Source organism: Mucilaginibacter phenanthrenivorans, assembly GCF_024721155.1.
GTDB lineage: Bacteria > Bacteroidota > Bacteroidia > Sphingobacteriales > Sphingobacteriaceae > Mucilaginibacter > Mucilaginibacter phenanthrenivorans.
On the sequence record NZ_JAHVAP010000006.1, the window covers coordinates 61,159 to 74,188 of the forward strand.

Here is a 13,030-nt window from a genome sequence, read left to right on the forward strand (position 1 = left end):
AGATTAGAAAATCCTAATCCTAAAATCCTTTTATCCTACCGATCTTAGTTTATATTTGCCCCTTATGGCCCACATCTGTTTAATTGAGGATGAACAAAAAGTTGCTGCATTTGTAAGCAAGGGGCTTGAGGAGCAGGGTTATAAAATCGACGTAGCAAATGATGGCGCGTCGGCAAAGGCTCTTTTGGAAAAAAGCAATTTCGACCTTTTGATCCTGGATGTAATGCTGCCAGATATCAACGGTATAGAGCTATGCCGCCAAATACGGTCCATCGATACAAAAACTCCAATTTTAATGCTTACCGCGCTCGACCAGATCCAAAATAAGGTATCGGGCCTAAAAGCGGGCGCCGATGACTACCTGGTAAAACCTTTCCATTTTGTTGAACTGCTGGCGCGCATCGAGGCGCTGTTACGCAGGCAAAAGGCCGTTGAAACTACTGCTCACGTTTTAGTTTTTGACGACCTGCGACTTGATACCTGGAGCAATATTGCGGAAAGGACTGGGCGGCAAATTGCGCTTACCGCTAAGGAATATACTTTGCTGGAACTTTTCATGAATCATCCTAACAAGGTTTTATCGCGCGAATACATTGCTGAGCAGGTTTGGAAAATAGATTTCGATACCGGCACCAACTTTATAGATGTGTACGTAAATTACCTTCGTAAAAAAATTGAAAAAGGCTTTAACAATAAATTGATCCATACCGTAATAGGGATGGGATACATCCTGAAGAGCGAGAAATAAGAAGAATTGCCGTTTATGAAGAACCGCTGCTAATGTGACCCCACGGGGCTTACCTTTTTGCAGACAAGATATATCAAATACCCCTACCCCAATGAAGATTAAGAACCGGCTTTCGCTTTATTTTACCGCAATAAGTGCTATTGTACTGCTCATGGTACAAGTGGTTATATGTATAGCTTTTAACTCGCTCATTCGCTCCAACTTTTACGACCAGTTGATGGACCGAGCCAATGTGGCTGCCAAATTATACCTGGAAGCCGATGAGATCTCGCCCGATTCCCTAAGCCACGTAAAGGAACACTACCTCCAGAGCCTGCACAATGAAGTAATTCGGCTATACGACGAAAAAAATATAGCATCCTTTATAAAAGATAAAAACCAGTTTTGGGCAGGCCCGATAATTGACAATGTGCGAAAAAACAAACAGCTGGAATTTACCGAGGGCAACAGGCAAACTGTGGGCATTTATTATAATGATAACCAGGGCAATTTTGTAATATTGGTTTCAGCAGTTGATGCTTTAGGGGCAAAACGGCTGCAGGACCTGATAAAAACCATGGCGATATTGCTGGTATGTGTTACTGCCGGTCTGTTTTTAATAAGCCGTTGGTTTGCGCAAAAAACCCTGGAGCCGCTCGATAAGGTAATTGGCCAGATGCGCCTGGTGAGGGCCGGGGACCTAAGCCTGCGGGTTGATGAGGGGAACGGCAAGGATGAAATAAGCGCACTGGCACACAATTTTAACCGGCTGCTGGCTCACCTGCAAAACACATTCGAAATGCAGCAAACCTTCGTGGCAAATGCTTCGCATGAATTGCGCACGCCGATAACAACAATAATAGGCGAAATTGAACTGGCGCTAAACAAACTGCACACCCATACCGAATACCAGGAATCGTTCAGGTCGGTATTAGCAGATGCAGAACGCCTTAACGAAACCATTAACAGCCTGCTTGAACTGGCAAACGCCGATATGGATTATACCCAACCCGCTTATAAACCGGTTGCGGTTGATGAGTTAATTTGGGAGCTTAATGACTACTGGAACGAAAAGGCAGGCAAGGGCCTTTTTAGTGTTAATATTATACAACTGCCCGAAGAGCAAGAAAAGCTGCAACTGCTGGCCAATAAATCGTTACTAACTATTGCCCTTAATAATATAATTGGTAATGCGTTTAAGTTTTCAAAAAACAAGCGCGTACAATGCGACCTGTATGCCGATGATGAAAATATCATTATAAAAATAATTGACGAAGGCGTGGGGATCCTTCCCGACGAACTGGAAAAGGTTTTTGAATCGTTTTACCGGGGCACCAATGTAAAAAGCTTCCAGGGCAATGGCGTTGGCCTTTATGTAACCGGCAAAATTGTGCATCTTTTTAACGGAACAATTAAGATTGAATCCGTTCCAAACGATCACACAACTTTTACCATTAAATTCAGCAGGTAAAATTCTAATCCAATTCTAATCTCACTTTAACTTCACTCTAATATAGCTGGTATAAATTTGCACCATCAAATTCTACTATGCTCAAAAGGGTTGTTATTGCTATCATATTTTTAAAAGCGGGGCTATTTATTTCGCCCAATGTATTTGCACAGGGCCTGGCAGGCGATACTGTAAAATTAAATATAAAGCAGGCGGAGGATCTGTTCCTGAAAAATAACCTGCAGCTCATCATCCAGCGTTACAACATCGATAATGCAAATGCGCAGGTTATTACGGCCCGTTTATTTAACAATCCCGATTTCAACTTTTCTAACGGGATCCACACCAACGACGCATCCCAGGGGCCGGCTTATAAGGACCAATCATTTGGCATTTCGCAATTATTTACCACGGCAGGCAAACGGAATAAAAACATCCAACTGGCTAAGATCAGCGTAGAACAAGCTAAATACCAATTCTTCGATCTGCTGCGTACGCTGAAATTCACGCTTCACAACGATTTTTATACCATTTACTTTCAGCAGCAATCGGCCATGGTTTACAACCAGGAGATCAATTCGCTGGCAAAGGCCTTAACCGTTTTTAAGGAGCAATACAAAAAGGGCAATGTTGCCGAAAAGGAAGTATTGCGGATCCAATCGCAGCTGTACACCTTGCAAGCGGAGTATAATAATCTGCAAACCGGGATTGATACAGTAGAGAGCGAATTTAAATTGCTAACCAAATCGCCATTAAACAGCACTATTCAACCGGTAGTTGATTACAAATCCGGTGGAGAAAAAATAGTAGCCGGGGTAGCTTATCAAACATTACTCGATTCAGCCTATGCCAACAGGTACGACCTTAAACTGGCAAAAACCACTATTGATTATAACAACGTAAACCTACAGCTGCAAAAGGCAACCGCCGTTCCTGATGTTTCCCTATCGCTTAACTATGATAAGCTTGGGGGTTACGGCACCAACTTTTTAGGCGCTGGCATCGGGTTTAGCCTGCCATTTTTTAACCGTAACCAGGGTGGCATTAAACAGGCCCGCATAGCGATAGACCAAAGCAAGGCACAATTTCAAAACCAGCAGGACCATGTTGCCAGCGATGTTGCCGTAAATTATAAAAATGCCTTAAGGCTTGAGAATTTGTACAACAGCTTCGACCCGGCCTTTAAAAGCGATTTTACGCACCTGATACAGGAAGTTCTTAAGAATTACGAGAAAAGGAACATCAGCCTTTTAGAGTTCCTTGACTTTTACGATTCATACAAAACCAATACCCTGCAATTAAATGCGCTACAGCTTAACCGGGTAACCTCGATGGAGCAGCTGAATTATGTTACCGGGACGCCTTTTTTTAATCAATGATTGCTTTAACAAACATGTATACTAAATATAAACTACTCACTTTTTCCATAACGCTTGCAGTGGCTGCAATTGCCCTGCAAAGCTGCCATCATGCCGACGAGAGTTCTGAAAAGGACACGCGCTTCCAGGTTACCGACAGCCTGTTACACAGCCTTTTGATAGACACTGTACAGGAAGCCGGCGCAGTATCACAAATAACTTTAACGGGGAGCATTGCGCCAGACGAAAACAAGATGGTGAAGATCTTCCCGTTTGTGAGCGGTGTTGCGCAGGACGTAAATGTACAGCTTGGCGACGTGGTACAAAAAGGCCAAACATTGGCCATTTTAAAAAGCGCAGAAATGGCCGGCTTTACCCGTGACTATGTTTCATCCGAAGCTGATATCCGGAACACCAAACGGATATTGGAATCAACTTCCGACTTATACAAAAGCGGGCTTGCATCGCAAAAGGACCTGGAACAGGCACAATCTGATTACGCTAAGGCAGTTGCCGAAGGTAAGCGTGCCGGTGCAGTAATATCTATCAACAAAAGCAATGCGAACGGGTATGAGGTTAAAACGCCATTATCGGGCTATGTGGTTGAAAAGAATCTGACCAGCAATACCCAGGTACGCGCGGACAACAGTCAAAACCTGTTTACCATAGCCGACCTTTCAACCGTATATGTGCTGGTAAATGTGTATGAGTCTGATATCTCGAAGATCCAAACCGGCGATCCGGTGTCCATCACAACACTCTCCTACCCGGATAAAACATTTGCAGGAAAGATAGACAAGATTGACAACATGCTCGACCCTGATAACAGGGTGATGCATGCCCGCATAAAAATTCAAAACCCGGGCAATTTGCTAAAGCCGGGCATGTTTGCCAATGTGCTGATTAAGGCGAAATCGGGCGAAAGCCTGCCTGAGGTAAGCTCAAAGGCATTGGTTTTTGATAACGATAAAAATTATGTAATTGTGGTTGATGGCAAGGCAAAGGTTCATATCCAGCCGGTTGAAATTGCAAAGACAGTTGAAGACAGGGCCTACATCAGCAAAGGTTTAAAACCCGGCGACAAAGTGATTGCATCGCGGCAAGTGTATTTGTATGAATCGTTGAAGGAGTGAGTATTAGAGGTTAGTTAATTAGAGATTAGAGATCAGTTAAAAACGGATAGCGGGTAAAATCCGAAATCGAACATCCGAAATCTGAAATAAAAACAATGAATAAGTTCATAAAAAATATTCTTTCGTTCGCGCTCCGTAACAGGTTCTTCATATTTTTTGTGACGGCGCTGTTGGCTGTTGCTGGCTATATCAGCTTTAAAACCATCAGTATTGATGCGTTTCCTGATGTTACCAATACGTCCGTTACTATAATTACCCAATGGCCCGGCAGGAGCGCCGAGGAAGTGGAGAAATTTGTTACCCGCCCCATCGAGATCGCCATGAACCCGGCTGAGAAGAAGACCAGTATCAGGTCGTCGTCGTTGTTTGGGCTATCGGTGGTGAAGGTTACTTTTGACGATGAGGTAGATTATAACGAGGCCCGCCTGCAGATCAATAACCATATTGGTGACGCCAGCCTGCCAGACAATGTTAATCCATCCATTGAGCCGCCTTACGGGCCTACAGGGGAGATCTACCGCTTTACGTTAACCAGTAACAAAAGATCAGTAAAAGAATTAAAAACTATCCAGGACTGGGTTGTTGAGCGCGAAATAAGGGCAGTACCCGGCGTGGCTGATGTAAACAGTTTTGGCGGCGAGGTAAAAACTTACCAGATCACCATCAATCCCGAAAAAGCAGTTCAATACAATGTTACTCCGCTGCAGTTATTTGAGGCGGTATCGAAAAGCAACGTAAACGTAGGTGGGGATGTCATTGACCAAAATGGCCAGGCTTACGTTGTACGCGGTATTGGCTTGCTGAATAATATCAACGAAATAAAGAACATCGTTATAAATAATATTAAGGGAACCCCGATATATGTAAAAACGATAGCAGAGGTTACCGAATCGTCGTTGCCAAGGTTGGGACAGGTTGGCCGGGATAAGGACCCGGATGTTGTTGAAGGCATCGTGGTAATGCGCAAAGGCGGAAACCCAAGCGAAGTTATTAAGAACCTGAAAGCGAAGATCAATGCCCTTAATACAAAGATATTGCCCGATGATGTTAAAATAAACACGTTTTATGATCGCGAAACACTGGTAAACTTTGCCACCGATACCGTTCTGCACAACATGGCCGAAGGGATCATCATGGTGACTGTTATCGTGTTCCTGTTCATGGCCGACTGGCGCACAACACTTATCGTATCACTCATTATTCCTCTCGCATTATTATTTGCCTTTATCTGCCTGAAATTAAAGGGAATGTCGGCCAACCTGTTATCAATGGGTGCCATCGACTTCGGGATAATTATTGACGGGGCGGTGGTAATGGTTGAGGGCATCTTCGTGGTGCTCGATCATAAAGCCAAAGAGGTAGGCATGGCCAACTACAACAAGATGAGCAAATTGGGCCTTATCAAAAGGGCTTGTTTGGTTAACGGGAAGGGCATCTTCTTTGCAAAGCTAATTATCATTACCGGCTTGCTGCCCATCTTCAGCTTTCAAAAGGTTGAAGGTAAAATGTTCTCGCCACTGGCCTGGACATTGGGCTTCGCCTTGTTGGGAGCTGTTATTCTTACGTTCACTTTTGTACCCGCTTTAGCCAGCGTTTTGCTAAAGAAGGATGTTAAGGAAAAGCACAACGTCTTTGTAGAGGCTATCACTAATGGAGCCATGCGTTTTTATTCGTTTTGCTTTAAAGGAAGGCAATTAGTTTTCTTTATTGCTATAGGTGCGTTGGTTGTGAGCCTGGGTTGTTTTAAGCTATTAGGTACCGAGTTTTTACCCGAGCTGAACGAGGGCGCCATTTATGTACGTGCTACCGGCCCTTTAAGCATCTCACTGAAGGAATCTGTTAAGATGGCCAACGAGATGCGTAACATCTTCCTGAGCTTTGATGAGGTGAAACAGGTAATGTCGCAAACCGGCAGACCAAATGATGGTACCGATGCCACCGGTTTTTATAATATTGAGTTCCATGTAGACATATATCCTGAAGCTCAATGGAAACGGAAGGAAACCAAGGAAGAGCTTATCCAGCGGATGCAGGAAAAGCTGAAATTTTATCCCGGTGTCGACATTAACTTCTCGCAGCCCATCTCGGATAACGTAGAGGAAGCTGTATCAGGTGTGAAAGGATCTATCGTAGTAAAAATGTTCGGTAACGACTATAAGTACATCGAACAGGAAGAAGTGAAGATCAACGCCATTCTTAAAGGTGTAAACGGCATCCAGGATCTGGGCATCCTGCATAATGTTGGCCAGCCGGAGCTGCAGATCGACCTTAACCAGGAGGAAATGGCGCAATACGGCGTAACAGCCGCCGATGCCAACGCTGTAATTGAAATGGCAATAGGCGGCAAGGCAGTAACGCAGATCTATGAGGGAGAGAAGAAGTTTGATCTCCGAATCCGGTACCCTGAGGATTTTAGAAATAACGAACTAGCCATAGGCGATTTACGTGTACCAAGTTTGAGCGGAAATACAGTTCCACTGCGTGAGATTGCGAATATTAAAAAGATTACCGGCATCAGTATGATCTACCGCGACGATCATGAGCGTTACGGTGCCATCAAATTCTCCATTCGTGGCCGCGATATGGGCAGCACGGTTAAGGAAGCCCAGGATAAGGTTGAATCGCAAATTAAATTGCCAAAAGGGTATTCATTGCAATGGGCCGGTGATTTTGAAAACCAGCAACGTGCAACAAAACGCTTAAGCGAGGTTGTGCCAATCAGCTTGCTGATCATCTTCTTTATTTTATTCATCCTGTTCGGAAACTTCACCGATTCACTACTGGTACTGAATAACGTTCCTTTCGCCATAATGGGCGGCATCTTATCGCTATTGATCACGGGCGTAAACTTTAATATTTCTGCCGGTATCGGCTTTATTGCCCTGTTCGGTATTTGCGTGCAAAACGGTGTGATATTGATCTCCAAATTCAAAAGCAACATTACCGAGCTTAAACATCATACCACGTGGACATCGTTTGCGGTATCCATAAAGGCCGGCGTTGCCGACAGGCTGCGCCCGGTAGTGATGACGGCAATGATGGCTGCAATAGGCTTATTGCCTGCAGCAATGTCTCATGGGATAGGCTCTGAGGCATCTAAACCGTTAGCCATTGTGGTTATCGGCGGGTTAATTACCAATACCGTGTTTAACCTGTTTGTTTTCCCTATCGTGTTCTTCTGGACGTACCGCAAAAGAGTTGAAAGCGGTGTAGTGATCAGGAGCAAATAAATTGAATTAATACCCCTACTTATATTGATTGCGTTAAAGGAGTGCAGCGAAGGCTGCACTCCCAATGGCGCGAACTAGCGTTAGTAAGATCCCCTGCTTAACATAATGCAGTTAATCTCTAATCTCTAATCACTCCGCACGCAGGCTATCCACCGGGTTCGCCATGGCTGCTTTGATGGTTTTAAAGGCTATTGTTGAAAAGCAAATGATCAATCCTGCTGATAGGGATACCGCAAACATCCACCAACTGATATGGATGCGGTAAGGAAAACCGCTTAACCAGTTGCTCATAAAATACCAGGACAGGGGCCATGCAATCAGGTTGGCTATGATAACCAGCTTTAAATATTGCCTGCTAAATAACAATACAATTCCGCTAACATTGGCGCCAATTACTTTACGGATGCCTATTTCCCTTGCCTTTTGTGCTACGGAGTAAGTGATCAACCCTAGTAAACCAAGACACGAAATAAAGATGGCAACGGTAGTAAACACGCCGATCATTTGCTGCATCCGCTTATCCTGTAAATAATCGGCCTGGAAAATATCATTTAAGAAACTGTAATTAAAGGGCGTATCCGGGTTTAGTTTTTTCCATTGATCGGTGGCACATTGTACCGCCGCCGGGATATGACGTCCGTCCACCTTGGCGATAATATTACCACATCTTAACGGATTTACATTCATAATGGCACAAGGGCCAATGGTTGCATGCAGCGAAAAGTAATGGTAATCTTTAGCTACGCCCACAATCTTGTAGGTATAAACAACTCCATTGTGCAGGTGCGATACGAATTTGCCGGGCGCGGTGTTCGGATCAAATCCCAATGCCCTGGCGGCTTCCTCATTTAAGATTACCTCCTTGCCAAAATCATGCACTTCAGAATCCTCCAGCATGTTGGTATTGGTAAATACCTCAGGACTAAAATTGCTGCCTGAAACTAATTGCAAACCAAGCGTTTTTACATAATTCTCATCAGCAAAATCAAAGAATACTATTTGCTTATCGTTTATGGTTTTGTTTGCCGGGTATAAATTCATATCACCCGATACCAATGGCGCAGCTGCAACAGTAACCGACTTAAAGTTCCTGTTATTGGCAAGATCTCTCGCCAACAATGCACTGTTCTTCTGGGCTTGTTCGCTGTTAAGATTCAGCACCAGTTGCTGATCCATATCTACCCCGGTTTTTGCGTTGATCATAAAATGCAGTTGATTCCAGATCACGATGGTAGCAAATACCAGGCAGGTTGAAATGATGAATTGGGAAACGATAAGCACCTTGCGTACGCCAAACATTCCCGATGAATCACTCACCTTGCCCTTCAGCACCTTAACCGGTTTAAATGCCGACAGGTAGAACGCAGGATATAAGCCGGCTGCAAGTCCTGTTATTACAGCGACTAAGGTCATCCACAAAATTAAAGTAGCGTTCTCCTTAGCAAAGAAGGACAACGACTGCCCGGTAAAGCTGTTAAATACCGGCAATAAAATAAATGCCAGCCCGATGGAAATAAACAACGCAGAAATACTAATGGTTAAGGTTTCTATCAAAAACTGGTACCGGATGGAGGTTTTCCCGGCACCCATCACCCGGCGTACACCAACTTCGCGGGCGCGGCTTATGGCCTGGGCCGTGGTTAAGTTCATATAGTTGATGCAGCCAAGCAGCAGTACTACCAAAGCTATAGAACCCAGCAGGTAAAGGTATTTGATGTTGCCTTGCTTATAGGCAAGGTAATCCTGGAACTCAGACGAGTTTAAATGGATGTCAGTCAATGCCTGCAGGGAATTGGTTATATGATCGCTGTGCGCTTTCATTTCGGCACCGGCATGCCGTATCAAATATGCGTTCAGCTTTTTGGTTAACCTTTCCGGATCGGTGCCGTGCTTTACTTTAATGTAAGTATAAAAATTATCGTTTACCACCCAACTGTTATTGTTGGCCATTTGCTCCCTGATGCGGTCGCTGTTGTTTGAGGCGTAAAAATCAGCCTGGATGTGGTTTAAGAAATCCTCTTTAAAAACCCCTGTGATGGTATAAACACCGCCACCTGCCTTTAAGGCCCTGCCGACCGGGTAAGCGTCTTTAAAAAGTTTTTTAGCCAGCGATTGCGAAAGCACAATGGTATTCGGTGCAGCAAACGCCGTTTTGCGGTCGCCCTGTAAAAAATGGAAGCTCAGCACATCAAAAAACTGCGGATCAACCCAGTAACCTGAATCTTCCATATATGGTGTAGCATTTTCAACACCTTGCACCTGTACCAGCGTGCTGCCGTTTGTAGGATCGAGCCGCGTCACCTGGTCAATTTCGGGGATCTCACTTTTGAGGTATTTAGCATAAGGCAAGCCAACAGTTGGTGCTTTACTGTCACCTTTAAATGTGGAAACTATCCGGTAAATGTCGTCATGGTTATCAAAACCCTTGTCAAAGCTAAGTTCATGCTGCCAGAACAAAAAGACCAGGGCACAACATGCCAAGCCAGCCGAGAGGCTTAAAACATTTATAGCAGTAGTGGTTTTACGTTTCCAAAGATTACGCAGAGCGAGTTTTAAGTAGCTTTTGAACATACGCTGTTAAGGTTATACTCAAAAATAACACGAACAAAGTAAAGGGTTGTTAAACAGGTGATTTATTTAACAAAATTTAACGCGGAGATCAGACTTACGAAGTTTTAAAAACTTCGTAAGTCTTGGGAGATATTAATACCTCCACGATTTCAAATCAACACCCTTTGGCGATCTTGTCTTCACTTCCTCCGCCCACTTTTTAATAAACATTTGGTGGTAGCGCAAGCGACTGATGTAATTGGGTTGGCTATGATCACCGTTCCAGCAATGTTCGGCGCGATCACCGTAATCAATAATGCAACTGCAGTTAGGGTTGTCCAGCTTTTTCAACATGTCTTCGGCAGTATAAACGGCATCGTTTAAGTAGTAAGTATCCATGTCGCCTACATAAATATGGATCTTCCCCTTCAAACTACTGCCGATCTTTGGCCAGTCACGTTTGATGATATGGGTAAGATCGAAGTTATCGCGCCAGTAATGAGCCACCGAAGTATCAATTGCGCCGGTATATTTATCAAAAATGCGTTTGGGATAGCCATCTGCATCCATCGGCGAAAACACTGCCTCCCAAATATCAAATTGCTCACCACTTCGGGTGCGGCTTCCTTCAGCCAGTTCATGCTGGTTCATTTCTTTAATGGTAGCTAACACATGCCCAAGGTAATTGCGCTCTCCGGGGCGCGGCGTTTTCTTGAAGTCGCTTTCAGGGTAATAAGCATTCTTGTCGTTATAAATGTCGATGGTTGTGTAATGATGAAAATCCACCGGGTCGGGACAAGCCGCGTAGCTGCCATTATATTCATTTGGATAAAATACCTGCACCGCCAGTGAGATCCATCCGCCTGTTGAACCGCCATAAACGAAACGCGCCCAGCCTTTACCAATGCCACGATATTCCTTTTCAATCGCCGGGATCAGTTCATAAGTTATGGCGTCGCCATAAGGGCCAAGGTTAGCGGAGTTTACCGCGTAAGAATCATCATAGTAAGGATTAGCATGATTAAGCTCCACCGCAATTACCCGTGGAAAACCAGGGCCTGTCCATTGCTTATAAAAATCATAAGCTTCCTGTGCTACTATTCTGTTATAGCCGGTGATATGAAAACGTTCGGAAGTATCAGGCTTCATGGCCGCAGTGTCGGGTTTGGTCGTGCTAAAGCCCCCAAAATCAGGACTAAAATGATTCTCAAAGATCGCCAATGGGTATTTAACATTCTTATGCTCTTCAAAACCTGCAGGCAGCAGTATGTTAGCGCTCAGGAACATCGGGCGTCCCCAAAATTCGGTCAGTAGCTTGCTTTGGATGCGGATATGTTTGATGTATTTGGTATCCTCCGGTTGTTTTATCTCCGGGATGATCTTTGTAATGGTTAGAGGAATCTCGTTGGTAGCAGTTGGATCAAAATGAATTTTCACAGGTGCTGAATAGATATTCCCGGGTGCAATGTTCCAGTGCTGGCCTTCGCCCCTGTCCATTGGCAGTTTCACGGTTTGCCCCGTTTTTAAATGGAAGGTTTCGTATTTATGCATTAATACCTGCACGTAGTAATCTCCGGCGGGCACGTCTTTTAGCCGTTCAACAGGATAGCCTATTGCCTGCACATCCACCAGTTGTGTTGTACCAGGCTTCCACCCCTCTACGTCAACGCCAAATATCAGTTGGGTAGCTGCTCCGTCGCTGATTTGAAAACGTGGCTCGGCGTTGTTGTTTTTTGAAAGCAGCAGTAATAGGCGGCCATCCAAAACCTGCTCTTTGAGCGAAGGATCGATTGTAATGCGAAAAGTTTGTGCTGACGCGGATAGGGAACAAATAAGTAATAGAAAAATTAGCCTCTTCATAAACCGGGAGATTTAAGAAACTAATATAGGAAATAGTTGACTGGGTTAGATTAGGTTGATTAAGTTGGATGGGGTTTGCTGTGTTTAACTTAATTAACCACTCTCTTAATCAACTTAGCAAGCACGGTTAATTGGGTTAGATTAGGTTGATTAAGTTGGATTGAGTTGGGTGCGTTTAACTTACTCAACCACTCTCCTAATCAACTTAATCAACCTTTTAACTACGTGCTTATGCTGTTGCTACCAACCTGCTCAAACTGCGGTACACATAATTGCTAAAAATATGCCTGCGTGCAAACCTGCCGGGAGAATCGGCATTGATGAATTTCCTGTAAACTTCCTTAGGTACATCAAAATATTCGTATGAGTTGCCGTCTAAAAAATGAACGGTCAAAACCTGCGACTTATATTCAAAATCAGCAATGTTTGATGTGGTGGTGGTAATGGTATATTCGCCAAACGACTGGTTACGTGTTTCGGGCGCAATGCTTACCAAAAAATGGTAAGCCTCAATTATGGTTTTGCTTTTTTCTTCTGCCTCTAACTTGGCTTCTGCGCTATCCTGGAATTTATCCGGGTGCCAGGTTTTCATCAGGCTGCGGTAAATGGTCTTTAACTCCTGTAGTTCAGCCGCTTCACCTACATTTAACAGCTTCCTGTAATCAACAATTTTTTTCATAATGTGCTAAATATGCTTATCGTCGTTGATTAAAAAGCTATGT

The 13,030-nt window shown here is 44.1% G+C and carries 8 protein-coding genes; 5 read left to right on the forward strand and 3 right to left on the reverse strand.

Going from position 1 to position 13,030, the window contains the following annotated elements:
• The first annotated feature begins 64 nt into the window (after positions 1-64).
• The 5 genes from KXD93_RS15705 to KXD93_RS15725 all read left to right on the forward strand — a co-directional run bounded on the left by KXD93_RS15705 (position 65) and on the right by KXD93_RS15725 (position 7,898).
• Complete coding sequence (locus tag KXD93_RS15705) at positions 65-748, forward strand: response regulator transcription factor (protein WP_258138163.1); 684 nt, start codon at positions 65-67, stop codon at positions 746-748.
• Between the two features lie 91 nt (positions 749-839).
• The gene (locus tag KXD93_RS15710; RefSeq protein WP_258138164.1) at positions 840-2,198 is read left to right on the forward strand and encodes a HAMP domain-containing sensor histidine kinase; all 1,359 of its coding nucleotides are present in this window, start codon (positions 840-842) and stop codon (positions 2,196-2,198) included.
• Positions 2,199-2,275: 77 nt separating this feature from the next.
• Positions 2,276-3,556 carry a TolC family protein gene (locus KXD93_RS15715; RefSeq protein ID WP_258138165.1) on the forward strand — a complete coding sequence of 427 codons (1,281 nt, stop codon included), beginning with the start codon at positions 2,276-2,278 and terminating at the stop codon, positions 3,554-3,556.
• A gap of 14 nt (positions 3,557-3,570) precedes the next feature.
• Positions 3,571-4,668, forward strand: a complete 1,098-nt coding sequence (locus tag KXD93_RS15720) for an efflux RND transporter periplasmic adaptor subunit (protein ID WP_258138166.1) — start codon at positions 3,571-3,573, stop codon at positions 4,666-4,668.
• A 95-nt stretch (positions 4,669-4,763) separates the two neighbouring features.
• Positions 4,764-7,898 carry an efflux RND transporter permease subunit gene (locus KXD93_RS15725; RefSeq protein WP_258138167.1) on the forward strand — a complete coding sequence of 1,045 codons (3,135 nt, stop codon included), beginning with the start codon at positions 4,764-4,766 and terminating at the stop codon, positions 7,896-7,898.
• A 129-nt stretch (positions 7,899-8,027) separates the two neighbouring features.
• Here the strand turns inward: KXD93_RS15725 and KXD93_RS15730 are convergent, their stop codons facing one another.
• From KXD93_RS15730 to KXD93_RS15740, 3 genes are all read right to left on the reverse strand, one after another.
• The gene (locus KXD93_RS15730; protein WP_258138168.1) at positions 8,028-10,469 is read right to left on the reverse strand and encodes an ABC transporter permease; all 2,442 of its coding nucleotides are present in this window, start codon (positions 10,467-10,469) and stop codon (positions 8,028-8,030) included.
• A gap of 132 nt (positions 10,470-10,601) precedes the next feature.
• On the reverse strand, positions 10,602-12,308 hold the full coding sequence (locus tag KXD93_RS15735; RefSeq protein ID WP_258138169.1) for an alpha/beta hydrolase: 1,707 nt from the start codon (positions 12,306-12,308) through the stop codon (positions 10,602-10,604).
• Between the two features lie 229 nt (positions 12,309-12,537).
• The gene (locus KXD93_RS15740) at positions 12,538-12,987 is read right to left on the reverse strand and encodes a KTSC domain-containing protein (protein WP_258138170.1); all 450 of its coding nucleotides are present in this window, start codon (positions 12,985-12,987) and stop codon (positions 12,538-12,540) included.
• Positions 12,988-13,030: the final 43 nt, after the last annotated feature.

Coding starts and splice junctions, on each gene's coding strand:
- KXD93_RS15705 (WP_258138163.1), top strand. CDS start 65: ATGGCCCACATCTGTTTAATTGAGGATGAACAAAAAGTTGCTGCATTT.
- KXD93_RS15710 (WP_258138164.1), top strand. CDS start 840: ATGAAGATTAAGAACCGGCTTTCGCTTTATTTTACCGCAATAAGTGCT.
- KXD93_RS15715 (WP_258138165.1), top strand. CDS start 2,276: ATGCTCAAAAGGGTTGTTATTGCTATCATATTTTTAAAAGCGGGGCTA.
- KXD93_RS15720 (WP_258138166.1), top strand. CDS start 3,571: ATGTATACTAAATATAAACTACTCACTTTTTCCATAACGCTTGCAGTG.
- KXD93_RS15725 (WP_258138167.1), top strand. CDS start 4,764: ATGAATAAGTTCATAAAAAATATTCTTTCGTTCGCGCTCCGTAACAGG.
- KXD93_RS15730 (WP_258138168.1), bottom strand. CDS start 10,469: ATGTTCAAAAGCTACTTAAAACTCGCTCTGCGTAATCTTTGGAAACGT.
- KXD93_RS15735 (WP_258138169.1), bottom strand. CDS start 12,308: ATGAAGAGGCTAATTTTTCTATTACTTATTTGTTCCCTATCCGCGTCA.
- KXD93_RS15740 (WP_258138170.1), bottom strand. CDS start 12,987: ATGAAAAAAATTGTTGATTACAGGAAGCTGTTAAATGTAGGTGAAGCG.